General features: G+C 66.3%; 12 protein-coding genes. 11 read left to right on the top strand and 1 reads right to left on the bottom strand.

Annotated features, from left to right (window positions below):
- The first annotated feature begins 96 nt into the window (after positions 1-96).
- The 11 genes from ACZ4QV_RS40685 (at position 97) to ACZ4QV_RS40635 (ending at position 26048) form a co-directional block, all read left to right on the top strand.
- Positions 97-11802 carry an amino acid adenylation domain-containing protein gene (locus ACZ4QV_RS40685; protein WP_467764381.1) on the top strand — a complete coding sequence of 3902 codons (11706 nt, stop codon included), beginning with the start codon at positions 97-99 and terminating at the stop codon, positions 11800-11802.
- Entirely contained in the window at positions 11799-13727 is a 1929-nt protein-coding gene (locus tag ACZ4QV_RS40680; RefSeq protein WP_361160657.1) for a non-ribosomal peptide synthetase, read from the top strand. Before ACZ4QV_RS40685 ends, ACZ4QV_RS40680 begins: the two co-directional genes overlap by 4 nt.
- A gap of 30 nt (positions 13728-13757) precedes the next feature.
- Entirely contained in the window at positions 13758-14846 is a 1089-nt protein-coding gene (locus tag ACZ4QV_RS40675; protein ID WP_467764380.1) for a branched-chain amino acid aminotransferase, read from the top strand.
- Positions 14847-14899: 53 nt separating this feature from the next.
- On the top strand, positions 14900-16126 hold the full coding sequence (locus ACZ4QV_RS40670; RefSeq protein WP_467764379.1) for a cytochrome P450: 1227 nt from the start codon (positions 14900-14902) through the stop codon (positions 16124-16126).
- A gap of 106 nt (positions 16127-16232) precedes the next feature.
- Positions 16233-19004 (top strand): condensation domain-containing protein, encoded by a 2772-nt coding sequence (locus ACZ4QV_RS40665; RefSeq protein ID WP_467764378.1) that lies wholly within the window; start codon positions 16233-16235, stop codon positions 19002-19004.
- On the top strand, positions 19001-19249 hold the full coding sequence (locus ACZ4QV_RS40660; protein ID WP_361160668.1) for a phosphopantetheine-binding protein: 249 nt from the start codon (positions 19001-19003) through the stop codon (positions 19247-19249). Before ACZ4QV_RS40665 ends, ACZ4QV_RS40660 begins: the two co-directional genes overlap by 4 nt.
- A 31-nt stretch (positions 19250-19280) precedes the next feature.
- Positions 19281-20567, top strand: a complete 1287-nt coding sequence (locus ACZ4QV_RS40655; RefSeq protein WP_467764377.1) for an ATP-grasp domain-containing protein — start codon at positions 19281-19283, stop codon at positions 20565-20567.
- Positions 20567-22582, top strand: a complete 2016-nt coding sequence (locus ACZ4QV_RS40650) for a hypothetical protein (protein ID WP_467764376.1) — start codon at positions 20567-20569, stop codon at positions 22580-22582. Before ACZ4QV_RS40655 ends, ACZ4QV_RS40650 begins: the two co-directional genes overlap by 1 nt.
- Positions 22583-22597: 15 nt before the next feature.
- A complete protein-coding gene (locus ACZ4QV_RS40645; protein ID WP_361160677.1) occupies positions 22598-24223 on the top strand; it encodes an amino acid adenylation domain-containing protein in 1626 nt (541 codons plus the stop codon).
- Between the two features lie 40 nt (positions 24224-24263).
- Positions 24264-25034, top strand: coding sequence for a transposase family protein (locus tag ACZ4QV_RS40640; RefSeq protein ID WP_467764375.1), 771 nt, complete (start codon positions 24264-24266; stop codon positions 25032-25034).
- Between the two features lie 93 nt (positions 25035-25127).
- The gene (locus ACZ4QV_RS40635) at positions 25128-26048 is read left to right on the top strand and encodes an FAD-dependent oxidoreductase (RefSeq protein ID WP_467764374.1); all 921 of its coding nucleotides are present in this window, start codon (positions 25128-25130) and stop codon (positions 26046-26048) included.
- A gap of 112 nt (positions 26049-26160) precedes the next feature.
- On the opposite strand, the gene ACZ4QV_RS40630 is transcribed toward ACZ4QV_RS40635, so the two are convergent.
- Positions 26161-26412: mycothiol transferase (locus ACZ4QV_RS40630; protein ID WP_467764373.1), on the bottom strand; the 252-nt coding region annotated here is incomplete at its 5' end.

The following is a 26412-nucleotide window of genomic DNA, read 5'->3' as shown; positions in this document are numbered from 1 at the left end:
TGACGCTGGGGTCAACTCACGGCCGGGTCTCCGAATTCGTGGTGGAAAGGCCCACGGGCGCCCTTCCGAAGCCGTACGGACAGTAAGGATCTCATTGTGTCTGACCAGGTCGCCGAGTTCGGCCGGCAACTGGATTTCTGGCGTATGCAGTTGGGAGGGCTGGAGCCGTTGGAGCTGCCGACGGACCGTCCCCGCCCGGCGGTACGCACGGACGAAGTTGGGTCGGTGGCCTGCATCGTCGATGCCGGGACCGCTGCCAGGCTCCGCGAGGCATCCCGGAACGCGGGTGTTCCCCTGTTCGCAGCACTGGTCTCGGTGTTCCAGGTGCTCCTGGCCGAGTACAGCGGTCAGGACAACTTCACGGTGGGAACGGCCGGAGACGTCGCGGAAACCCTGGTCCTGCGCGGCGACGTGGCAGGTGACCCGACGGTCAGCGAGCTGTTCCAGCGGGTGCACCAGCGAGTACTGGCCATCCGCTCTCATCAGGACGTGCCGTTCGGGCGGTTGGTCGAAGAGCTGGCGCTGGAGCGGGACCTGTCGCTGACTACGCTGTTCCAGGCGTCGTTCGTGCTGCAAGAGATCGCCGTCGGCGACGAGGCGGCCTCGGCGGCGGCCAGGCCCGTGGAGGCTGCCCCGGGGGCCGGGCCGTGCGACCTGGCGATGACGGTCAAGGACACGGGGAATGAGCTGCTGGTCGGCCTGGACTACAGCAGCGACCTGTTCCACGGTGTCACAGCGGAGCGGATGGCGACGCACTTCCGCACTCTGTTGGCCGGCGCGGCGGCCGACCCCCAGGCGCCGTTGAGTCGGCTGGACATCCTGTCGGAGGCCGAGCGTCGGCAGATCTTGGAGGAATGGAACGACACCGCCGCGGACTACCCCCGGTTCCAATGCGTTCACCAGTTGGTCGAGCAGCAGGCCGCGGCGTCCCCGGAGGCCGTGGCCGTCGTGCTCGACGAGGCCAGCCTCTCGTACCGGGAGTTGAACAAGCAAGCCAACCAACTCGCTCATCATCTGCGCGGTCTGGGTGTAGGGCCGGAGACCTTGGTGGGTATCTGCCTGGAACGCGGTCCGCACATGATCGTCGCGATGCTGGGCATCCTCAAGGCCGGCGGAGCCTACGTGCCGATGGACCCGGCCTACCCGGCCGAGCGTCTGTCGTTCATGCAGGAGGATACTGCCGCTCCCGTCGTGGTCACCCAGGCAGGTTTGGAACACCGCTTTACTGTTGACGTGACCTGCACCTTGGTGCGCATGGATGCCGATCTGGATGCCATCAGCGCCGGCCCGAGCACCGATCCCGCCCCTGCGGCTGGCCCGGACAACCTGGCCTACATCGTCTACACGTCCGGCTCCACCGGAATCCCCAAGGGCGTCCAGATCCAGCACGACAACCTGATCTGCCGCATGTGGGAGATGAGGCAGCGGTACGGGCTGACCCCGAGTGATAGGGTCCTGCAGTTCGCGTCGATATCCTTCGACAGCTCGGTCGAGCAGATCTTTCCGGCTCTGATGGCTGGCGCGACGCTTGTCCTACGCGGGAAAGACTTCGACCCCGATGCCGTGGTGGCCGCCATCGAGCGCAGCGGCGTCACACTTATGCAGGCGCCGGCTTCTGTCTGGGCCCAGTTGCTGAGTTTCTCGCGCGTCCGCCGGCTGGCCCAGAGCACTCTGCGAAAGCTGGTCCTCGCGGGCGAAGCCGTGCCGCCCGGCCTGCTGGAGCGGTGGTTCGAGCACAGCAGTACGCCGGTCTTCAACGCCTATGGCCCCAGTGAGACCACGGTCACGGCGACCACGGCTGTTATCGAAGGACCCACCTCACGCGTCCCGATCGGGCGGCCGATCGCAAACACTCAGGTATTCGTGATGAACCGGTCCGGCCGTCCGGTGCCGGTGGGGGTGGCGGGCGAGCTGTGGATTGGCGGCGGGTCGGTTGCCAGGGGGTACCTGAACCGGCCGGAGCTGACCGCGGAACGGTTCGTGCCCCACCCGTTCTCCGACGCCCCGAACGATCGGGTGTACCGGACCGGCGACGTGGTGCGTTGGTCGGCCGATGGCACCTTGGAGTTCGTCGGCCGGGTCGACGATCAGGTGAAGGTACGGGGCTTCCGGATCGAGCTGGGTGAGATCGAGGCTCTGCTCGGCGCCCATGACTCGATCGGCTCGTGCATCGTGGTAGCACGGGAAGACACCCCTGGCGACAAGCGCCTGGTGGCTTACGTGGTGCCGACCGGCACCCAGGCTCTGACGACGGCACAACTGCAGTCGTTCCTGAAGGGGCGGCTGCCCGACCACATGGTGCCTTCGGCGTTCGTAGTACTGGAGGCGCTGCCGCTCACACCCAACGGCAAGGTCGACCGCAAGTCGCTGCCGGCTCCGGACGGTCAGCGCCTAGCGGTGGGCGACGAGTACGCGGCCCCGCGCAATGAGCTCGAGCAGGCCACCGCCGACACCTGGACCCAAGTGTTGGGCATTGACAGGGTCGGCATTCACGACGACTTCTTCCGGTCGGGCGGGGACAGCATCGTGGCCATCCAGCTGCTCGGCCGACTCCGCCGACACTTCGGTGTCCACCTCCCGGTCGAGGAGCTGCTCGCCCGCCCGACCGTGGCACAGTTCTGCGAGTTCCTCGCCAAGCGACTCGGTGACCAGTTCGCCGAGCAGGTGGCTCTGGCCGCTGAGGGGGGCGGCCAGGTGAACCGGGACACCGGCGAAGTGCCGCTACTGCCGATCCAGGAGTGGTTCTACCGCAGCGGCTTCGCCCACCCGAACCACTGGAACCAGGCTTTCCTGATCGCTACTCCTCGGCTGGACGTGGACCGCCTCCGGGAAAGCGTGCGGGAGCTGAGTGAGAGGCACGGTGCCTTCCGTCTGCGCTACCGGCTCAACGCCGAGGGCGGTGTCGTCCAGTACTACGCGGACGACTTTCAGCCGACGGAGCTGGTAACGGCTACGGCCGCCGACCTCGACGACGCGCAGGAACAGTTCACCGCCTGGCAGGACGACTTCGACCTCGAAGTCGGACCGGTCTACCGGGTCGGCTACCTGGACGGGTTGGCTGACGGAAGCGCCCGCGTGTTCGTCGCCTGCCACCACCTGATCGTCGACGCGGTGAGTTGGCGTGTCCTGGCGGAGGACCTCGAGGCGATCTACCACCGGCGCAGCCTTCCACCCACCGGGAGCAGCTACCGGCAGTGGTCGACTGCCGTCCAGCAGTACGCTTCCGGACATCCGGAGGAGCACGGCTACTGGGCCCAGGTCCAGTCGGAGTACGAGCAGACCGGAGCTGCCGCGCTGGAGCGCCTCGTCGAGAGCGAGGACGTCATGACGGTGTCCCGGCTGACCCTCGACCGCGAGAGCACTCAGCGTTTGTTGCGCTGCCACCAGGTCTACGGCACGCAGATCAACGACGTTCTGCTGGCCGCTTTCTCCCACGCTTTGACGGACTTGACCGGAGAGTCGGTGAACTACGTGATCCTCGAGGGCCACGGCCGTGAGGGGATCGCGCGGGGGCTGGATGTCGGCCGCACCGTGGGCTGGTTCACCACGATGTTCCCGGTCCGCCTGCACACCGGCGTCGATCAGTTCAGCACCCTGCGCGCGATCAAGGAGGCACTGCGCAGGATTCCAGCGAAGGGCATCGGCTATGGCACCCTGCACGGTTACCACGACGACCGGTTGCCACGAATTAACTTCAACTATCTCGGCCGACTCGACGCAGAGAACGCTGCGTCTTCCGAGGGGCGTTGGCGGCTGACCCGCGAGCCGTTCGGCCAGCCGGAGCACCCGGCCAACCACGACACCCTCATCATGAGGATCAACGGCTGGATCACCGAAGGCCGGTTCGGCTTCACTGTCGCCCACAAGCTCGGCGAGGCGAACGGGGACCGTCTGGTCCAGCAGTACCAGGAGTGCCTGGTGAAGCTGGCAGATGAGCTGTCGGCGGCCTCGCGTACCTACCTCACCCCCTCGGACGTCGACTACGTCGTCTCGGCGGGATACCTCGACGAGCTCCAGTCCGAGCGGGAGATCCAGGGTGTCTTCCTGGCCAACAGTCTGCAGCAGGGCTTCGTCTACCAGAACGTCACGCATGGCCGGGACGACGACGCCTACATCGTGCAGATGACCTGGGAGTACGGCTCCACGATCGATGGCGAGGCCATGCGCGAGGCATGGGCCCGGGCGCAGCGCGTCTTCCCCGCGCTACGGCTCCGCTACGGCTGGAAGGAGGAGGTGGTCCAGGTCATCGACGCGGAGACGTCGGTGGACTGGCGCTACGTCGATGTCTCCGCCATGTCTGAGGGTGAGGCAGCGGATGCCTTGCTGCTGGTTCGACAGGCGGACCGGAGCGAGCCCTACGACCTCGCTTCGGGGCCGCTGTTCCGGATCTACCTGGTCAAGCGTGAGCCGGCTCGGTTCTCCTGCATCTTCAGCCACCACCACTCGATCCTCGACGGCTGGAGCAACACGCTGCTGCTGAGCCGGGTGCATGAGCTCTACGAGGCCCTGGTCACGGGTGCGTCACCGGACACTACCCCGGACCTCAGCTTTGCCGCCGGGCAGCGATACCTGCAGGAACACCGGGACGACCACATGGAGTTCTGGCGCGAACACCTGGCATCTTACGACGAGCGGATGAGCCTCGAGGGGCTACTCCGACCGGACCTGCGCGGGGGCGATCTGCGCATCGGCGCGACCCGCCGCGTCCAGGACATGCGCGAGCTGAGCTTCACTGTCTCCGGCGAGCAGTTCGCGTCCCTGCACCGGTTCACCCAGGACTCTTCCGTCACCCTCAACGCCCTGATGCAGTACGCCTGGCACAAGACGCTCGCCTGCTACACCGGGGCGCAGCAGACGATCACCGGCAGCGTGCTGTCCGGCCGGGCCATCCCGGTCGACGGCATCGAGACCAGCGTCGGCCTGTTCATCAACACCCTGCCCCTGATCGTGCCGCACGGCGCCGGGGACGAGTCCGTACTCGAGGGCGTCCAAGCCGTGCAGCGGCGGATCAACGAGCTGAACACGCACAGCACGGTGAACCTAACCGAGCTACACGTCGGCGCGGATCGCCTCTTCGATACGCTCTTCATCCACGAGAACTGGCCCAAGATCAGCACGGACGGCTGGCAGTCCCGGCTCGCGGTCCGCATGGGAGCGGACTACGAGAAGCTGGACTACTCGCTGTCCGTGATCGTGGTCGAGGAACCGGAGAACGTCCAGTTCCGTCTCGTGTACGCGGCCGAGCTGTTCGACGCTCAATGCATGGCCGACATGCTGCAGATGCAGCGGCACGTGCTCGACGAGGTGCTCGCCGACGGGCACCGGCCGTGGCGCGGGGTCGACTTGGTTTCCGCGGACCGGCATCGCGAACTCGCCGCCGTGCTCAATCCCGCAACCGAGGAACTACCGCCGGCCCGAACGCTCGTGCAGGCATTCGATGAGCAGGTGCAAGACCACCCGGATCGCGCCGCCGTCAGCTTCGACGGCACCACGCTGACCTACGCCGCGCTGGACGAACGGGCGAATCGGCTCGCGCACCTGCTCACCGACGCGCACGCCGTCGCACCGCAGGAACTCGTCGTGCTCTGCCTCGACAAGGGGATCGACCTGATCGTCAGCGTGCTGGCCGTACTCAAGGCGCGGGGCGCCTTCGTGCTGACAGATCCGGCGTACCCTGACAGCCGCCTGTCGTACATCCTGGGAGACACGGCTGCCCGGCTGGTCATCACGAGCGCCCGGGACCGCGCCCGGCTCCGCGCGCTCGTCGAGCCGGACCGTGCCGGCTCCGTCCTCGGCCTTGATGCGCCCGAGATCCAGCACCTCCTAGACGCGGCCGATTCGGAAGCGCCTGGCGTGCACGCGCCCGTGGACGCACTGATGTACGTGCTCTACACCTCCGGAACGACCGGAGCCCCCAAGGGCGTCGTGATCGAGCACCGGGCGTACGCGCAGACGATCACCGCGGTGCAGGCCCGTCACTTCGCCCACCTTGACACCGTGAGCACGCACAGCCTGACCAACCACGTATTCGACATCTTCGGGCTGGAATACGGCCTGCCGCTCTGGACCGGCGGACGGGTCGAACTGTCCTCCGACCTTCCGGCGAGCCTGGACTGCGCCGGCCTCGACTTCGTGCAGATGACCCCGAGCGTCTGCGACGTGATGCTCGACCGGCTGGTCGACCCTCCGGACGGCCTGCTGCTGCTCGTCGGCGGCGAACGACTGCCGAGGGAACTGCTCGAACGAGTGCTGGCGAAGTCGATTGACCTCGTCCATGTCTACGGGCCGACCGAGACGACGATCTGGTCCACGTCGAGGCACTACCGCCACACCGACGGGCCGGGCGGCCTGCCGGTGAGCATCGGTACGCCGTTCGCCGGAGAGTCGGTATACGTCCTCGACGCCGAGCTGCGACCTGTGCCACTGGGCGCCGTCGGTGAGCTCTGTATCGGCGGCGACGGGATGGCGCGCGGGTATCTGAACAGAGAGGAGCTGACCGCCGAGCGTTTCGTCGACGTCCCGGTCGGCCCGGGCAGCGACACGCGGCCGGTACGGCTCTACCGCACCGGCGACCTCGTCCGCCTGCTTCCGGCCGGCATCCTGGAATTCATCGGGCGCAACGACGCCCAGATAAAGGTCAGCGGACACCGGATCGAGCTGGGAGAAGTGGAGGGCGCGCTCGCTGTCCACCCCGCGGTGCGACACTGCGTGGTGCTCGTTGTCGAACTGGGCATGCCGACACTGATCGGTTACTACGTGGCCGACGAGGAGATCCCTGCTGCGGGGCTCGACAAGCACCTGCGGCGCTCGCTGCCCGGATACATGGTGCCCGCGCGGTGCGTCCACCTCGAGAGCATGCCGTTGACTATCAACGGCAAGATCGACCGTGCGGCGCTGCCCCGGCCGAGCGCCGTCGGCACCCGAGTGCACGTGCCGCCGCGCTCGCGCACCGAGGCCGACCTGTGTGCCCTTGTGGCGCGGCTCCTCGGTCTGGACCCGGTCGACGTGGGCATCGACGACGACTTCTTCCAACTCGGCGGGACCAGCCTGCTCAGCATCAAACTGGTCTCGGCTGCGGAGCGGGAGCTGGGCCTGACGACGACCGTCGGACACTGGCTCGAACACCGGACGGTCCGTGTCGTCGTCGCGCAACTCGACATGTCCAGCGGCGAGCGGCTCGCCATCCCGACGGCGAGCTTCTCCCGGGCCGAGGATCAGCGGCTGTCCTTCGCCCAGGAGCGGTTGTGGTTCATCGAGCGCTTCGAAGGCGGGACCAGCGCCTACAACCTTCCGCTCGTCCTCGAGGTGGCCGAAAGCGCGGACACCGAGCTCCTGCTGACGGCCGTCCGCTGGGTGATCGCCCGGCACGACATACTGCGCACCGTGCTGCGGCAGACGCCGGACGGCATCGGTTACCAGGAGGTCCTCGACACGGACGCACTGCCCGGCATCGAAGTGTTCAGGGTGGCGGGCCGGCAGGCGCTGCACGAGGAGATTCGCCGCGACCTGCAACGGGTCTTCGACCTCGCAGCCGAGGGACCGCTGCGTGTGCGCCTCTACGAAGTGCCGGACGTCGGCCGACGTCTCGTGTTCATCGTCCACCACGTCGCATTCGACGGCTGGTCCACCGACGTCCTTCTGGAAGACCTGCTCACGGCCTACGACCTCGTCGCCCAATCCGCTCCGGGAACCGCTCCGTTCGCCGGTCTACTCGCGCCGTCGCTGAGGTACCGGGACTTCGCCGTCTGGCAGCGCGACCGGATGACAGGCGAACCCCTCAAACGGTTGCGCCGGTTCTGGGAGCTGGAACTGGAGGGCCATCAGAACCTTGACCTCGTGCCGGACCGGCCGCGTCCGGACAATCTCGACTACCACGGCGCAAACATGCGCTTCGAAGTCGGGGTCGAGGTTTCGCTACGGCTCCGGCGGCTCGCCGAAGAACTCGGCGTCAGCCTGTTCAGTCTGCTGCTAAGCGCGCATTTCCTCACTCTGCGCTGTTTCAGCCACCAGGACGACATCGTGGTGGGTACGCCCGTCGCGAACCGTGACCATCCCCAACTGGTCGATCTCATCGGCTTTTTCGTCAACACCTTGCCGCTTCGCTCGCAGGTCGCCGGGCAAGCGCTGATCTCCGACTACGTGCGCGAGACCGCACGCGGGGTGCTCGATATGCTGCGCCACCAGGAACTCCCTTTCGATCAGCTGCTGGAGATCCTGGACATCGAGCGCGACATGAGCCGCCATCCGATCTTCCAGGTGACGTTCGGTGTGCAGAGCTTTGGTGCTCCGGCGCGCGGCGCGTACGGCACGTCGGAAGCGGTTTTGCGCACCGCGACGGAGACCAAGGAGTTGTACACGGCGGCGAGGTTCGACCTGAGCACGTTCATCGACGACTCGCTCGAATCGCTCGAGATCGATATCAACTACGCCACGAGCCTGTTCGAGCCCGACACCGTCGAAAGCCTCGGGCGGACCTACGTCACGATCCTCCGCCAGGTCGCCGACTTGGCAGGGAGCGAGAGCAAGCAGCAGCGGGTCGCCGTCTGCGATCTGGCGTACGTCGAGGGAGACCGATACCGCGAGCTGGTGGAGGGCTGGAGCGCGCCCCTGCGGCAGTACCCGTCTGATGCGTTGCTGCACCGCTCGGTGGAGGAACACGCGAAGCGGTCGCCGGATCGTGTCGCGTTGGTTCAGCAGGAGCGCGAGCTCACGTACCGGGAGCTGAACGCCGAGGCGAACCGGCTCGCGCACCGGCTGCTGAAAGACGACAAGTTGACGCCTGACACCGTCGTCATGCTGTGCCTGGATCGCGGCGAGGACATCGTCATCTCCATCCTGGCCACCCTCAAGGCGGGTGGTGGCTACCTGCCGGTCGACCCCACGTATCCCGACGACCGGATCGGCTTCATGCTCGCCGACGCGGGCGCGCGCACGGTCGTGACCCAGCGCCGGTACGTCGAACGCTTCGTGGGGATCGTGGCCCGCGCCGCCCAGGTCGACAAGCGGTTCGCGGACGTCGAGGTCATCGCCGTCGACGATCAGCGTGCCCGGGAAGGGCTGCGCGCGCTGCCGGAGACCAATCCCGTCACACAGGCCGCCCCGGAGAATCTCGCCTACGTGCTCTACACCTCGGGTACCACGGGCCGGCCGAAGGGCGTGCCTCAGACGCACGCCAATGTAGCCCGGCTGTTCACCGCCCTGGAGGGGATCTACGAGATCTGCGAGGACGATGTGTGGCTGCTGTTCCACAACTATGTCTTCGACTTCACGGTGTGGGAGATGTGGGGTGCTTTCCTCTACGGCGGACGCCTCGTGGTGCCGACGTTCGAGGAGACGCGCGACCCCGAGCTGTACTACGCGCTGTGCCGTCGGGAACGCGTCACCATGCTGTGCCAGACGCCCACGGCGTTCTACCAGTTCGTCAACGTGGCGCTCAGTAAGGGCGAGCGGCATCGTGTGGACGACCTGCGCTACGTCTTCTTCGGCGGCGAGCCGCTGAACGTGTCGCTGCTCGAGGACTGGTTCGAGCGGTACAGCCATGAACGGATACGGCTCGCCATGGGGTATGGCACGACAGAGACCACCGTCTTCACCTGCTACAAGCTCTACGACGAGACGGACGAGGGTTCGACCGATATCGGCTCGCTGATCCCGGACGTCGCCGGCTACGTGCTCGACGCGCAGCAACGTTTGCTGCCGATGGGTGCGGTCGGTGAGCTGTATATCGGAGGGGCGGGCCTGGCCGCTGAGCTGCTCAACCAACCGGAACTGACAGCCCGCAAGTTCGTCGCCAACCCCTTCGTCACTGGGACCGACTTGGAGTGGAACGGCCGCCTGTACAAGAGCGGAGACCTGGTGCGCTGGGCACCGAACCGGACCCTGCGCTTCGTCGGCCGCAACGACCTCCAGGTCAAGATCCGTGGTCACCGGATCGAACTGGCGGAGATCGAGACCGTCTTGTCCGAGGTGCCGGGCGTGCTTCAGTGCGCCGTCGTGGTGCACAGGACCGGTGACAGCGGGGGACAGAGCCACTTGATCGGTTACTACGTGGCCGAGACCAGCATCGGTACCGAAGTGCTGTTCGAGCAGTTGCAGGCGAAGCTGCCGTCCTACATGATCCCCGCGGCACTGGTCCACGTGGACGAACTGCCGCGCAAGATCAGTGGAAAGCTCGACACCAATGCGCTTCCCGCGCCGCAGCTGAGGCTGACCCGTGAACTGGTCGCGCCGCGCAACGGGCGTGAAACGCTGGCTCGCGGGGTGCTGGCGGAGGTTCTCGGCGCCGACCCCGAGGCGATCGGCGTGCACGACGACTTCTTCCAGCTCGGCGGCAACAGCATCCTGTCGATCAAGCTGGCGAGCCGGTTGAGCGCCGCACTCGACACGAACGTCAGCATCGCATCGGTCTTCCGGCACCGGTCCGTGGCGGGCCTGGTCGAAGCTCTGGAAACCTCGCCGAGGAAAGCCGCCACCAACCCACCGCTCGAGGCGTGTGCGGAGACTGACCCGGTGGCGTCGTTCGCGCAGGAGCGATTCTGGTTCATCAACCAGTACGAGAGCGGAAACCTCGGATACAACATCCACCTCTGCTACGAGGTCCTGCCCGGCGTCGACGCGGACGAGCTCGAGCGGTGCATCAGTGAAGTCAGCCGACGTCACGAGGTGCTGCGGACGGTCATCCGACAGGCGTCCGACGGCCGGCTCCACCAGGTAGTGCTGGGCCCCGAGACGGCGCCACTCGATGTCCGGCACGTCACGGTGACGGATGAGGCTGACCTGGCCACGCAGTTCGGCGTCGAGGGCACGCATAAGTTCGACCTCGCGGAAGAGGTGCCACTGCGAGTCACCTTCTACCGGCAGGAGACCGCTGAGGACTCGCAGAGCCGAATCTTCGTCGGCATCCACGTCCACCACATCGCGTTCGATGGCTGGTCGGCCGACGTACTGCTGGACGAGATCACCCGGCTATATCAGGCGGAGACCGACCTGCCCGAGCTCTCGATCCAGTACAAGGACTTCGCAGCCTGGGAACGCGAGCGCGTCTCCGGGCGGCGGCTGGCGGAGTTGCTCGGGTACTGGAAGGGCCGCGTGCACGGTCGACGACCGGTGGAATTGCCCTCCGACCGGCTCCGACCAGCGAAGATCGACTACAGCGGCGCCAGCATGTCGTTCGGGCTGAACCCCGAAACGTCAGCGGCGGCTCGACGGCTGGCCCACGAGAGCGGAGTCGGACTGTTCAGCGTGCTGCTCTCCGCCTTCTTCCTGACGATCCAGGCATACACAGGCCGTTCCGACCTGCTCGTCGGCATCCCGGTGGCCAATCGGACGCACGTGCACACACACGAGCTCATCGGTTGCTTCATCAATTCGCTGGCGCTCGATTTCGACATCGCCGGTGACGACGACGTGGAGGAGATGATCAAGAAGGTTGGCGCGCGCGTGGTTGAGGCCCAGGAGCAGCAAGAGTTGCCCTTCGAACGCCTCGTCGCGGAGCTGGGCCTGCCACTCGATCCGGCGCGGCATCCACTGTTCCAGATCTGGTTTGACGTCAACTCCTTTGCTGACACGGACACGGAACGGACCTCCACCACTCTGCTGCGGCCGTACACGGTCGGAGCCCACACCCCAGGCGGCGGGTCGACCGTCGCCGCCAACCTCGACTTCGGCCTGGTCCTGAACGACGTGGGTGAGTCACTGGCCGGAACCATCACCTACGCCACTGCCCTGTTCGACCACGGCACCGTGGAGCGTTTCGCGTCCACCTACCGATCCATCCTGACGCAGTTTGTGAGGGCGAAATGAAGCTGGCCGATCTGAACCTGTTGCCGGACCATGAGCAGGAACGACTTCTGCAGGAGAGCAAGGGGCCTGAGCTGTCGTTCCCGGCGGAGGCCACCATTGTCCAGGTGTTCCGCGAGAGGGCGGCGGCGGCGCCTGACGTCCGCGCGGTGGTCTTCAGTGATTCCTCGCTGACCTACCAGGAACTGGACGACTGGTCAGACCGGTTGGCCGGCGAACTGATCACGTCCCACGGAGTGGCGCCCGGGCAGCTGGTGGCGCTCTGCCTCGAGCGTGGCATCGAGATGACGGTCGCCGTCCTCGCGGTCTGGAAGGCCGGTGCCGCCTACGTGCCGATTGACCCGGAGACGCCGGATGAGCGGGTGCGCTACCTCCTCGATGACACGGCCGCGCCGGTCGTGCTCTGCGGTGAAGTGCACCAGGGGCGGGTGGCGCGGATCGCCGTCGGCGCCGCGATCCGCGCGGTGGACGGCCCGTGGGGCCGGGCCGTGCGCGAGGGCGCCACCGCGGCGCCCACGAAGGCGGAGGCGCACGCCAAAGACCTCGCGTACGTCATCTACACCTCGGGCACGACGGGCAAGCCCAAAGGGGTGATGATCGAGAACCGCTCCGTGGTCAACCATGTGGCCGTCATCAGCGACCTCTACGGCTTTGCCGGAAAGCCGGGCCGGGAGGTAATGCTGCAGGCCCTCAACTACGCGTTCGACGGCGGCGTCGTTCCGATGGTGCTCGCCCTGCTGACCGGGAACACACTGCTGCACGTCCCCGACCGGCTGTGGCTCGAAGGAGAGAAGTTCACCGCGTGCCTGCGCGCCAACGGCGTCACCCATGTGAACGGCACGCCGACCTTCTACAAGCACCTCGGCCTCGGCGAGGTGCCCAGCCTCAAGCGCATGGTGGTTGGCGGCGAGGCGCTGGACGCCGCGTGCTTCCGGGAAATGACGCGGGCCAACAAGGTCCCGGTGTTCAACGAGTACGGGCCCACTGAGGCCACGATATCGACGACCTCCCACGCGGTCCGAGAGTACGACCTGGCGATCGGCCGACCGCAAAGCAACTCGTCCGTGCTGATCCTCGACGAAGCGTTGCGCATCGTTCCGGTAGGCGCCGTAGGAGAGATCTTCCTGGGCGGCCCCGGTCTTGCGCGAGGCTACCTGAACCTGCCCGAGGCAACCGCGGAGAAGTTCGTCCCGAACCCTTTCCAGAGCGAGGTGGAGAAGGCCGACGTCGCGGACAGCCCGGACGGGCGGAACGCACGGTTGTACCGGACCGGGGACCTCGCCCGTCGGCGCTCCGACGGCGCCCTTGAGTACATCGGCCGCAATGACTCGCAGATCAAGGTCCGCGGATTCCGGGTGGAACTCGCCGAGATCGAGGCCATCCTTAACGAGCACCCGGGGGTGAAGCAGAGTGCCGTGCTCCCGGCGGAGGTCGCGAGTCACCGGGGGGCCGCAGCCGAGGTGGCCTCTCTGGTCGGCTACTACGTTGCTGAAACGCCCGCCGATCCCGACGAGATACTTCGCCACCTGAAGCTCGCACTGCCGTCTTACATGGTGCCTACCGAACTCGTGCACGTGGATGCGCTGCCGATGACCGTCAACGGCAAACTGAACGTCAAGGCACTGCACGCGCTGCGCCCCGCCCCCGAGTCCGACGGCGCCGCGCCGCGCACCGAGCTTGAGGGCAAGATACAGGAGATCGTTGCCAGCATCATCGGTCTGGAGCCCGTCGACGTCGGCGTCGAGGACGATCTGTTCGGACTGGGGCTCAACAGCATTCTGGTCGTACAGTTGATCTCCGCGCTAAACGACGAACTCGGGATCGACCTCGCGATCCCGTCGCTTTTCATGTACCCCACGATCGCGGAACTCACGGAAACTCCTGAATTCGGCACCGCACGGGTCAGGGTCCGTAGTAGCGTCGACTGAGTGATGCTGTTTCGACGTTAGGAGTTAACCATGAGTCCTCGATATCCTGTGACCCGAATCCAGGCCCCCACGTCCGACGCGGATATCACCAAAATATTTGCCTCGCCGAAGTTCGGTCGACATTTCACCGACCACATGGCGTCGGCTACATGGATCGTCGATGACGGTTGGCACGAGCGCAAGGTCGGACCAGTGAAGCCGTTCAATCTGCACCCCGGTTCAGCCGTTCTGCATTATGGGCAGGAGATTTTCGAAGGTCTGAAGGCATACCGTCATGCCGATGGCGGAATTTTCCTCTTCCGGCCGGATCTCAACGCGGTGCGGTTCGCTCGCTCGGCCGAGCGTCTGGCTCTGCCCCGGCTACCGGAGGAGGAGTTCCTCGCGAGCGTGGAAGCACTCGTGAGGGTTGACGAGCGGTGGGTACCAAACCCCGGAATCGAGGCGAGCCTCTACTTGCGTCCCTTCATGTTCGCCATGGACGAGTGCTTGGAGGCGAAGCCGGCCGAGGTCGTGGCCTATTCGGTCATTGCGTGGCCGACCGGGCCTTTGTTCGCCGTGGGCCAGAGCGGGGTGACGCTCTGGGTGAGCAGCCGCTACACCCGCTCGGCGCCAGGTGGCACCGGCGAAGCGAAGTACGGCGGCAACTACGCCGCCGGCATGGCTCCTCAGATCGAGGCCAAGAAGCACGGCTGTGATCAGGTCATGTACCTGGACCGTACGGGCGGTGAGGGATATCTGGAGGAGTCGGGCACGATGAATTTGTGCCTGGTCACCTCGGACGGACATCTCATTACTCCGATGCTCGGAACCATCCTGCAGGGCGTCACTCGTGACACCGTCCTCACGCTGGCTTCTGATCTCGGGCTGACTGTGGAGGAGCGTGCCATTTCCCTGAGTGAATTGCGCCAAGGCTCGGCGGACGGTCGGATCACAGAGGTTTTCGCCGCTGGGACGGCTGCGGCGATCACGCCGATCGTCGGATTCAAGGGCGACGGCTACGAATTCACTGTGGGCTCGGGAAAGCCGGGTGAGCAGACCATGGCGCTGCGTGAGGAACTTCTGGGCATCCAGTGCGGGCAGGTGCCGGATCGGCATGGCTGGCTGCGGCGCGTGGTGTGAAACGACTAGCCGTTGCGCGCCAGTAGGGTAATTGGACGAGGAAAGTCAGGCACATGAAGACCGCAGGAAAGATTATCGGAGCGCTGATGAGCGCCGAGGGGAAAACGAACCCGTATCCGATCTACCGGGAAGCGCGAGAGCTGGGCCCCGTCACGCGGATAGCGCCGGACTGGTTCCTCGTCAGCACGTTCGCCGAGGTGCGTGAGGCCATGCGGTCCTCGGCGTACCTCAAGAACCGCTACTCGAACGTGGACGAGAATCAGCAAGCCGTGCGCCGTGCTCACCGGTCCATTCAGCTCTTCGACGAGTCGGTGCTGCTCAAGGATGCTCCGGAGCACGGCCGGATGCGCAAGGTACTGGGGGAAGCGTTCACCCCCGGGCGAATTGCCGCGATGGCGGGCAAGATCCAGCAGGTCGTGGATGAAGTGCTGGATTCATTGGCCGAGCGCGCCTCCGCGGGCGAGGTGGTGGACTTCATGGAGGAGTTCGCGATCCGCGTGCCATTGACGGTGATCTGCGATCTCATGGGGGTGCCCTGGAAGGACTGGAGCCGGTTCCGACCACTCGCCGTGGATCTGAACGCGACGCTCGAGATGCTCATTGACGACACGCAGTTGGCCACCGCCGACGCTGCCGCCGCCGAACTGGACGAGTACTTCAGCGCCTTGATCGAGTGCCGCCGGGCCGCCCCGCAGGACGACCTGGTCAGCGTTCTCCTGACTGCGGCCGATGGTGAGGACGGCCAATTGGATTCGCGTGAACTGCTGGCGAACCTGGAGCTCCTGCTGGTGGCTGGCTTTGAGACCACGACGAACCTGTTGGGCAACGCCTTGGCGGTTCTCTTCGACCACCCAGAGGTCCATGAAGGTCTGCTCGCAGGAAAGTACACGTACGCACAGTTCACCGAAGAGGTGTTGCGCTACGACGCTCCGGTGCAGCACATGATCCGCTCGGCCGGGGAACCGGGGATCGAGCTCGCCGGGGTCTCGATCCCGGTAGGCGCCGAGCTGGTCATGCTGATGGGTTCGGCGAACCGTGATCCGCTGCGCTTCTCCGATCCGGATGTCTTCAACCCGGCGCGCCCGAACAATCAGTCGTTGAGCTTCGGCGGGGGCGCGCATTACTGCATCGCCGCTGGATTGGCCCGGTTGGAGGGTGTCACCGCGGTGAGCCGACTGCTGGCTCGCTATCCACGCATCACGCTTGCCGGCACGCCGGTTCGAGCTGATCGCCACGGTCTGCGCGGATTCCGCGAGCTTCCAGTAACACTCGGCGTGTAGCTGCCGTCGTTGTGCTCTCTGCCCGTTGCTCGCAACCGCTGTCCGATGTGCTCCGCGCCGCCGCTGTGTGGCCGTTGTAGCTGAAAGGGGAATGATGATGGGACTCATGATGCCCGGAGAGTGGTCGATGTCCGCACCGGATGATCCGCTCCAGTCGCTGCGATCCTCCAGCGAACCGGTGCTGTGTGAGATGTTCGCGAGCCTGTTCGGGCTGGTAAGCGTCGACGTTGATGCGGACTTCTTCGACATGGGCGGCAATTCCGTGCTGGCCACTCGACTGGTCAGCCAAGTCCAAACGGTCTTTCCGGGGGACGTCACCTTCGGCGACCTCTTCGAGAATCCCACGCCCAGGAGTCTGGCGAAGGTGCTCGACCAGGCGGTCGCGGCGAGCCCGCGCCCCCGGTCGACCGACCGCCCGGCGATGATCCCGCTGTCCCCCGGCCAGTCGACGTTCTGGTTCTACCAACAGCTGCGTGGTCCCAGCGCGGATCACAACATCGTGCTGTCGCTGAAGCTGATCGGCCCACTGGACCGGGACGCGCTCGCCTGGGCGTTCGATCGGCTGATTGACAGGCATGAGATCCTGCGCACAGTCTTCCCCCGCGATCAAGGCGAGCCCCACCAGGTCGTGCTCGACCCGGCCGCCGCCCGGCCGGGACTTCGCTTCGTGGACGTCGCCGGCCACCAGATCTCCGCTGAGCTGACAAAGCGCGCCGCGCTGCCGTTCGACGTCACCACCGAGCCTGCACTGCGTGCCTGGCTCCTGGTGATCAGCCCGGACGAACACGTTCTGCTGATCTCCCTGCACCACATCGCCGGCGACGGATGGTCGACGGCCCCGCTCTGGCGTGACCTGTCCGCCGCATACCTTGCACGGCGCGACAGGCTGCCATGGCAGCCGCAGCCACTCGCGGTTCAGTACGCGGACTACAGCATCTGGAAGCAAGACCTGATGGACCGCGAGTCCGACGGCCAGAGCATTATCGCCCGCCAAGCTCGGTATTGGACGCAGACCCTCGCCGATCTCCCGGAAGAACTGCCGCTCCCGGTGGACCGACCGCGTCCGGCGCGGTTGACCGCACGCGCGGACGGCGTGCCGTTCACCATCTCGCCGGACGCGCATCGCAGGCTTCTCGCACAGGCGGCGGACGCACGGGTCACCCTACTGACTACCCTGCGCGCGGCGGTCGCGGTCCTGCTCGCCAAACTTGGCGGCGGCAGCGACATCCCGATCGGCGGCCTGGTGTCGGGGCGGACCGCTCCAGGCCTCGATGACGCCATCGGATTCTTCGTCAACACCCAGGTTTTGCGGTGCACGTGGGACGGAGACCCGACCTTCGAGACGCTGATCCCGCGCGTCCGCGAGGCCGAAATCGGGGCGTATGCCAACCAGGACATGCCGTTCGGCCGGATCGTCGACCTGCTGAACCCGGACCGGCTCGCGTCCAGGCACCCGCTGTTCCAGGTCATGGTCGTCCTCGAGGAACGACACGGCGTCGATCGCGACATCTTCGGTTGCGTCGCTGAGCGACAGGAAGTGGACCACCTCGGCCTCCCGATGTTCGACCTTTCCTTCAACTTCTTCCTGCCCGAGGCGCACGAAGACACTGATGCCGGGATGGCAGGCTGGCTCGGATACAGTCCCGACCTCTTCGACCGCTCGACGGTCGAGCACATCGCTGATTGCGCCGTATACATCATCGACGCGCTGACCGCGAAGCCGACTATGCCGCTCAGTGAGCTCGCCGTACCGCTGCCGGTCAACGCCCGGCTGGCGCGCAGGGCCGCTGTCGACTTCACGGTCCCGGTGACCGCGAACACCGTCACTCGACCCCGCACACCGCGGCTGGACGCCCTCTGCGGCGCGTTCGCCCAGACCCTCGGAGCAGAGGAGGTCGGGGCCGACGACAACTTTTTCGGACTCGGCGGACACTCCCTGATGGCGGTGCGCCTAGTGAGCCGCATCCGCTCGACGCTAGGCACGGAACTGCCGGTACGCGTGGTGTTCGACCAGCCGACACCGGCGGGGATCGACCGGTGGCTGGAACAGGCAGATGCGGGCTCCGACACGTCGGGTCCTGCTGCCGACGGCCTGGAAGCAGTGCTGCGCATCCGCCCCGACGGCGACCGGACGCCAGTGTTCCTCATACCCCCTGCCATCGGACTGAGTTGGTGTTACACGCCGATGAGCCGCTGGCTGGCGGACGGATTTCCGATATACGGCCTCCAAGCACGGGGGATCTGCGGCGCTGAACCTGTCGGTCAGACGCTGACGGACATCGCGACGGGCTTCGTCGACGAGCTGCGTCGCATCCAGCAGAACGGCCCGTACCAGCTACTCGGATGGTCTTCCGGCGGCAACGTCGCACACGCCATGGCCGTGATGCTCGAAGCCGATGGAGAAGAGGTGTCCATGCTGGCGCTCCTCGACAGCTACCCCTGGGACGGCGAGCAGACCGACCCGGCGCTGGACGTCGAGCCCGCCGAGGCCGACGTGCAGCTGACGACGGAGGAGCTGCGCCGAGTGCTTCAGGCGTCACCCGGCACGGCGGCGGCCATTCCCGGCGAACACCTACCGGCGCTTGCCCGGGTCTTCGCGAGCAACCGAAGCGCCCTGTTGCGACACCGGTCAGGCCGCTTCGGCGGAGACGTTCTCCTGTTCACGGCGGCGGAGAGCGTCGAACAGGGAATGGACCCGAGCTCGTGGCAGAAGTTCGTCGAGGGCCGCCTGAAGACATGGACCGTGAGCGGCAACCACTACGAGGTCCTCGGTCCGGAGCCGTTGGAAACGATCATGACCGTCATCAATGCGGAACTCACCGCGGACCACGACCGGAATCGAGTACCTGCTATGCAGGAGAAAGGAGTGGCCGGATGAGCGACGACCAGTTGACGTCCACCATTGACACCACAGAAGTACTACTGGATGTCTGGCAGAAGCAGTTCCGCGACCAGGAGGTCGGTCTCGAGGACGACTTCTTCGAGCTCGGCGGGCATTCGCTGCTTGCCGCTCGCGTGATCTCCCAAGTGCGCGCGGCGCTCGGCAAGCGGGTCAGGTTCAAGGACATCACAGAGTGTCGCACCATCGCGCGCCTGGCGGCCCGGATCGACGAGGGCAGGTAACCGGACCGTGCCTCCGAAGAGAGAACAGCACATGCGTCGGGAAACCGTGGTCATCGTCGAGCCGTACTCGTCGGGAAACATGCTCGCGCCAGCCTTCCGGCAGGGCGGTTTCTCACCGTGCGCCGTAACGTTGTCCGGACTCTCGGTACCGAACTCCGCTACGCTTCGCCTGGCAGACTTCGACGAACACATCGCGTACGACGGCGGTGAACTCGGGCCTCTTGTCGACCGGTTGCAAGAACTCGAGCCGGTCGCGGTCGTGCCCGGGGCCCATACCGGCGTCAAACTGGGTGACGAGCTCGCCGCGGTGCTGACACCCAACCTGGCGAACGCGCCGGACGTCGGGGCGGCGCGGCACCACAAGGGCGACATGATCGCCGCCGTCGCGGCTGCGGGCCTGCCGACGATCAGGTCACTGTGCACGTCAGACGTCGACGACGCGCTCACCTGGGTCACCCGCGAGCGATTGTCCGGGCGTGACCTGGTGGTCAAACCTGTGGACTCAGCGGGCACGGACAGTGTCCGGTTCGTCCCCGGTGGGTATGACCTGCGTGCCGTCGTCACGGAGTTGCTCTGCTCGGAGAGCCGATACGGTTCGCCTCTTTCCGAGGTGCTCGTACAGGAGCACGTCAGGGGCGTCGAATACGCCGTGGACACCTTCAGTTACGAGGGCAGGCACACGATCAACGACATCGTGCAGTACCACAAGGTCTCCAGTCGGCGACACATCGCCCTCTACTCAAGCATGGAGATCCTGCCCATGGACGCACTGGGCAACGACGCGATCATCGACTATGTCAGAGGGGCACTCGACGCGCTCGGGATCACGTTCGGCGCGGCCCACACCGAGGTGATGGTCACCGAGACCGGGCCGCTGCTAATGGAGGTCAACGCCCGGCTCGCGGGTAACGGGCACCCATGGACCTGCGAGCTGGCGACCGGCGACAACAGCGTCGATCGCATGGTGCGGTACTTGACCGGCGACCGGACCATCCCGGACGACTACCCGTTCCAACTGACCACCCGCGTGGTTTTCTTCACCGTCCGATCCGCCGGGGTCGTCAGCGGCCTTTCCCGCCTGGACGCCATCATGGACCTGCCCAGCTGCTACAACCTGCAGGTCAACGTCGAAGACGGAGACCACGTCCCGGAGACGGCCGACCTCTTCGACGCGCAACGCCTGGGCATGGTGGTCCTGGCGCACAGCGACCCTGCACAAGTCGCCGCCGATCATCGAGAAGTACGCAGAATCGCGGCCGAAGCTGGGCGACCGGGGGGCTTCACCATCGATCCGAACCAAGGCGACAGGGAGTGGTAATGGAGCAGACGACCCCGTTCGTCGTCCACACGGCAGCCGAAGCGTACACGCGTGACCTGCGCGATCCGACGCTTGTGCCGATGCTGGGCATCGACGACAATCGGCATGCCTCCCTGGCGAGCCTGATGGGAGCACCCGCCGAGCGCAAGGACCCGGACGTCTCGGGCACGCTGGTGGTGGCGCCGGCCGGCTCGACGACCACACCCGTGGGACGAGCGCTGGCAGATCGCGTCGACGGCTCGTTCGTGACGCTGTCCACCGGCGGACTGGGCCGGATGCTCGACGCACGCCTAGAAGCTACACAGGTCGTCGTCATGGCTCTGCACGACGAGATCGATCTCGACGTGGTCACCGATTTGCTGGAGGCCACTAACACATACCGGCACGATGGCGGCCACGCCACGATCGGATTCGTGATCGGCCCGAACCTTCCCGAGCTGAGCTGGCTGCTCGCCAAGGGACTCAGCTGTCACCTCCGTAAACTCCCGGACCGCAGCCAGCTGACCGTGGTCCCTTGGCTGCGTCAGCATGCGGCGGCGAGCCGAATCCCGGCCTCAGACGGTGTGGACGCCGCGCCGGAATGGGTCATCGGCGACCGGGCGAGCCGCGCGGTGCTCGAGCCGATGCTGTCCGAGCGGCACACCGGACTCGTGTCCTTCGCGTCGGCCGGCCGAGAACACGCACTGATCCTCAACGACACCGTGATCTGCGGCGACCACGCCGGACATCGGGGTCCGACCGCCCATGGTGCGGTAGCACCGAGCTGCGCCTTCACGAACCGCTGCTTCCGGGACGGCGTCCGGGCGCGGGACGTCATCAAGGCGGCCCACGTCCAGGCCGACGTCGTGTTCGCGAACTCGTGCATGACCTGGCGCCCCGGCACCGGACTGGTGGCGGCCGAGTACCAACTGACGGGCGCGTTCCAGTATGGGATTCCAGCGGCCTACATCGGTGCCGTTCATCAGATGCTGCCGAACCTCATGATTAACGACCTGGTCGGCACCGCGGCGGCGGCGGGCACGGACGCCGGGCGGACCTGCGCCGCGGTCAACGACCATCTCCGGGACACCGGCCGTGAGCTGCCCTACTTCGCGGTCCTCGGACTGCCCTGGGTGACTGCGGGCGGGGGAACCGAGCCCCCGTCCACCACCGACGCGCACGACGGCGTCCGCGACGTGAAACCGCAACTGCTGCAAGTCGGCCGGGCTGTGCGGGCGCTCCACGAGTTCGGGCCGACCGGCTTCATGCCGCCGGAAGGGCTCGTCGCCATGGAAGCCGACATCCTGGAACTGGCCCGGACGCTGAAGAGGACGGCCCTCGGCGCAGATTCCGCCGAAAAGGTCCTCGGCCCGCTGCGCCGACTGGGCAGCCTGATCGCCGACGCCGAACTGAGCGCGGTCACCGACTTCCATGAGTTCGGCAAGATGAGCCACTCCGCCCTCAACGAGATGTGGGAGCCCATTCTCGACACGAGGGTCCGCCCGATCGACGATGCCTGCCCGTACTGCACGGGCCGGCTGGCGGAACTCGTCGGGCGACACCCGGTGTACGAGCAGGTCGGGCGCCGCGCACTGGTCTGCAACGTATGCGGGCCGATAGCCGACTCCCCACTCGACCCGGTCATCGACGAGGTGCGCATTGAATGCTCGAGTATCTGGGAGCGTCCGGGCACCATCACCGTCGACGTGCTGATGACACCCACCGCGAGCGCTTCAAAGGAGGTCATCGCGGCCGGTGCCGTCCACACTTCGGGGGCCGCGAACTTCGGCATCGAGTTCCCGGACGCGCAGTGGATCGCCATCCGGCCCGGCTCTCCCGCACGGACGCGCGTGAACGCCACGCTGAGCGCGGAGGCGTTCACCCACCACGAGCACTTCGTCAGGTTCGTGGCTGTAGCGGAAGGGCGCGTCCATTACGCCTCGCGGCCGGTGGCGGTCGCGCCGCACGGCATTCGTTCGCTTCCCGGCAGGGTCCGGCATCAGCCGCCGACTGCCCCTTCAGTCCCTTCCTCGTGACCTTGGGAGCGCCTTATGACCGCCGATCATCCAGCTCGACACCCGAGCCCAGTCGAACAGTGGAATGAGACCTGGTACAACTATTCCGCGACCAGCCGCATCATGGATCTCATCGATTCAGCCGCAGTCAAGTACACCGCCGATCCGGCCGTTCGAACGACATCCGGAGTCGCGCTCACGCATGGGGAACTCGCGGCCGAAAGCTCTCTGCTCGCCGAGCGTCTCACTGCGTATGGCGTTCTTCCGCGCACGCCGGTCGGCCTGCTGGTCGATCACGTCCCGGAGGCAGTCGTGGGGATCCATGCGATTCTGCGCGCGGACGCCTACTACGTCCCGCTGGACCCGCGATGGCCCGCGCGCCGCATTGCGAAGGTACTCAAGGCGAGCTACATCACTCATGTCCTCGTCACGGAACCGTACTGCGGCAGGGCGAACGACATCGGCGACGACATGACGATCATCGCGGTGCGCCACGGCAGTGAACCCGAGGTGCTATCGAGATCCGCCCCTCGGCCGTCGGTCCGGCAGCACGAGTCCGGGCCCGCAGGACCGGACGAGTTGGCGTACACGATATTCACGTCGGGCTCCACCGGGCGGCCGAAGGCGGTGGCGGTCCGGCACACCAGCGTCGTCAACCTGATCGAGTGGTTCAATCGGCGCAACTCCGTCGCCCCGAGCGACATCCTGCTGCAGGTAGCGTCGTTTAGCTTTGATCTTTCGGTGTACGATGTATTCGGGACCCTATCTGCCGGTGCGAGTGTTCTCCTGCTTCCTGACGCCGATCTGGAAGAGCTCGAGGAGATCGCGATCGCCCTCGTCGAGCACGGGGTGACGTTGTGGAACTCCGCGCCGGCCGTGTTCACCGCCGTGACGCTGCTGCTCGACGAATCGTCCCGCCAACAGCGGGATCGACTCCGTCGGGTCTTCCTCAGCGGTGACTGGATCCCGCTGAACACCCTCGAGGTTCTCCGCCGTGAGTTCCCGCGCGCGACTTTGGTGGCGCTCGGCGGTGCCACCGAGGCTTGCGTTTGGTCGAACGACTTCGTTGTGGACGAGGTGGACCCATCGTGGCGAAGCATCCCATACGGGCACCCGATGCAGAACAGCCGATACTATGTCCTTCACGAGGACCTCACGCCCTGCGGCATCGACGAACCTGGCGAGCTTTACATCGCCGGTGCCTGCGTAGCCGCGGGGTACCTCGGCGATCCGGCCCTGACAGCGGACCGATTTCTCCCGGATCCGTGGGACCAGGGCGATGGTTGCAAGATGTACCGGACCGGCGATCGTGCTCGCTGGACATCGAACGGATGGGTCGAATTCCTCGGCCGTATGGACTCGCAGGTGAAGATCCACGGGTTCCGGATCGAGCTCGGCGAGATCGAGCAGGTAGCCATGCAGGTCCTCGACGTCGACGAGGCGGTCGCCCTGAAGCTGGACGAGGGAGGCTCACCGTACCTGGCCCTCGCGCTCAGGGCCTCGGGAGAGCTGGACGTCAAGATGGTCACGGAGAAGCTGGGCGAATGGCTGCCCAGGTACATGGAACCCCGCCGCGTGGTCGTATGCCAGGCCTTTCCGGTGGGTCAGACGGGAAAGGTCGATCGCGCAGCACTGCAGTATCTCTTTCAGCCCGCAAAGTAAAGCGTGTTGCAGAAGGCCGTGAACTGGGCATCTCCGTCGTATGGCTGGGGTGTTGAGGGTCGAGCGGGTGTGGGTGGAGACGTTTACCGGGCTGCGGGTCGATCAGTTCGGCCGACTGCTGAAAGCGGTCCGGGAGCGCGGCGGTGAGGGCTGCGGGTGGGGCCGTCCGTGGCGGCTGCCGCTGGCCGAGCGGGTGCTGCTGGTGGCCGTGTACTACCGCACGAACCTGACCATGCGGCAGCTCGCCCCGCTGTTCGGGGTCTCGCCGGCGACCGTGTGCCGGGTGATCCAGCGGCTCGCACCGCTGCTCGCGCTGGAGCCGTGCCGGGCCTCCGCCGAGGCCGCCGACCGGTTGTGGATCGTGGACGGCACCCTCGTCCCGGTCCGCGACCGCACGGTGGGCACGTCCTCGCGCAACTACCGGTTTTCGGTGAACGTGCAGGTCATCGTGGACGCGGACACCAGGCTGGTGGTGGCCGCAGTCCATCCGGTGCCGGGCACCACCGCCGATGCCAGGGCCTGGCGCGACTCCGGCCTGGCCGAGCACTGCCAGGGAGCCACCGTGCTCGGCGACGGCGCCTACATCAACACGGGCCTGGTCGTCCCGCACCGCAAACGCCCCGGCCGACCGCTGCTGAAGGGCGAGGAGGAAGACAATGCCGAGCACCGCAAAGTCCGCGCCCGAGCGGAACATGTCCTGGGCCGTATGAAGAACTACAAGGTCCTTCGCGACTGCCGACAGCGCGGCGACGGCCTCCACCACGCCGCCCAGGCCGTCGCCCACATGCACAACCTCGCTCTCGCAGCATGACCGCGTGCGTCAGCAGGCCACTACAGGCCGCCAGTTCACGGCCTTGTGCAACACGCTTTAGTGACCGTCTCGGAATTATCAAGGGGAGTCTCGATGTACGACGATCTCTATGACGTCATTGTGATCGGTGCGGGAGCCGCCGGCCTGACCGCGGCCACCATGCTCGGCCGCTCCATGCGGAACACGCTCGTCATCTCCAAGCCCCGACGACGTAATTCGCCGGCGAGCTCGGTCAGCAACGTCCCGTACGCCGACGGGGCCGCCCCGGTGGACATCTATCGGAAGATGGAAGAGGACGCCGGTCAATTCGGCGTGACCATACTGTGGGACGAGGTCACATGCGTTCGCGCGTACGAGAACCACGTCGTCGTCGAGGGCGCCGCAAATCCCGGTCTGCGCTGCAGAAGGCTGCTCCTCGCCACCGGTCGCGTCGACGTCCTGCCAGCCTGGCTGCCGGACGGTGTCTGGGGCAGATCGGCCTTCGACTGTCCCTATTGCCACACATACGAGCGTAGCGGCAGTACGTTCGTCTGCGTGGGCAACGGAGACGAGACGCTCAAGATGGCGGCCTTGTCGAGGCAGTTCGCCAAGCGGATGACGGTTCTCGTCGGGGACCCGGCGGCGAGTCGGGGAAGGCTCGCCCGTCTGCTCTCCCGCCACGACGTCGAAGTGCTGTGCGATGAGGTGGTCCGTGCCTCCGCGGACCCGGCGGGCGGCGTCATCCTGGAGACGACCCACGGGCAGACCCTCAGCGCTGACACCCTGCTGCTCGGCGATGTGGTCCGACCCTATCGGAAACTCGCCGAAGATCTCGACTTGGAGCTATCGGCTGAGGGCTTCCCTGAGACGAGCCTGTATGGGATGACGTCGAATCCACTTGTCTACAGCGCCGGGAACGTCGAAGGGTCCTCGTACTTCATGTGGACCGGAGCGGCGAGCAGTGGGATCAATGCCGCCCGCGCGATCTGTGAGGATCTCGCCTTTGCCAGTGAACTGCTGGAGGACTGGGAGTGAGGCTACTTGACCGTCGCCTGGCCCGGCGACGGTACTTACGGGCTCTCCCGCGATTGGTCGTGAGGCGTGTTGGCCTGGCTCCTGAGGCAAGGGCCCGCTACGCGGAGCCGCGCTAGTAATAGCCCTTCGTGCCGTCGAGCAGCTCCCGGACGATGTCCGCGTGCCCCGCGTGCCGCCCCGTCTCCTCGACGAGGTGGATCAGCATCCAGCGGAGGTTGGCGCTGCCGGAGCGGAAGTCGGGGTGGCGGCCGACGTCGTCCGGGGAGGCTGCGGCGACGATCTCGTTGCTGCGGGCGCACTGGGCCTCGTACTCCGCGAGGAGCTCGGCGACGGGGCGGCCTTCGGTGTGCCAGTCGGCGTCCTC

Source organism: Streptomyces sp. NPDC026394 (assembly GCF_055567735.1).
Note: the sequence above shows the minus strand (reverse complement) of the source record. Positions and strands in the feature narration are given on the sequence as shown.

Excerpts from the sequence above, each read along its gene's own strand:
- ACZ4QV_RS40680 (WP_361160657.1), top strand. The coding sequence starts at position 11,799 with ATGAAGCTGGCCGATCTGAACCTGTTGCCGGACCATGAGCAGGAACGA.
- ACZ4QV_RS40675 (WP_467764380.1), top strand. The coding sequence starts at position 13,758 with ATGAGTCCTCGATATCCTGTGACCCGAATCCAGGCCCCCACGTCCGAC.
- ACZ4QV_RS40670 (WP_467764379.1), top strand. The coding sequence starts at position 14,900 with ATGAAGACCGCAGGAAAGATTATCGGAGCGCTGATGAGCGCCGAGGGG.
- ACZ4QV_RS40665 (WP_467764378.1), top strand. The coding sequence starts at position 16,233 with ATGATGCCCGGAGAGTGGTCGATGTCCGCACCGGATGATCCGCTCCAG.
- ACZ4QV_RS40660 (WP_361160668.1), top strand. The coding sequence starts at position 19,001 with ATGAGCGACGACCAGTTGACGTCCACCATTGACACCACAGAAGTACTA.
- ACZ4QV_RS40655 (WP_467764377.1), top strand. The coding sequence starts at position 19,281 with ATGCGTCGGGAAACCGTGGTCATCGTCGAGCCGTACTCGTCGGGAAAC.
- ACZ4QV_RS40650 (WP_467764376.1), top strand. The coding sequence starts at position 20,567 with ATGGAGCAGACGACCCCGTTCGTCGTCCACACGGCAGCCGAAGCGTAC.
- ACZ4QV_RS40645 (WP_361160677.1), top strand. The coding sequence starts at position 22,598 with ATGACCGCCGATCATCCAGCTCGACACCCGAGCCCAGTCGAACAGTGG.
- ACZ4QV_RS40640 (WP_467764375.1), top strand. The coding sequence starts at position 24,264 with ATGGCTGGGGTGTTGAGGGTCGAGCGGGTGTGGGTGGAGACGTTTACC.
- ACZ4QV_RS40635 (WP_467764374.1), top strand. The coding sequence starts at position 25,128 with ATGTACGACGATCTCTATGACGTCATTGTGATCGGTGCGGGAGCCGCC.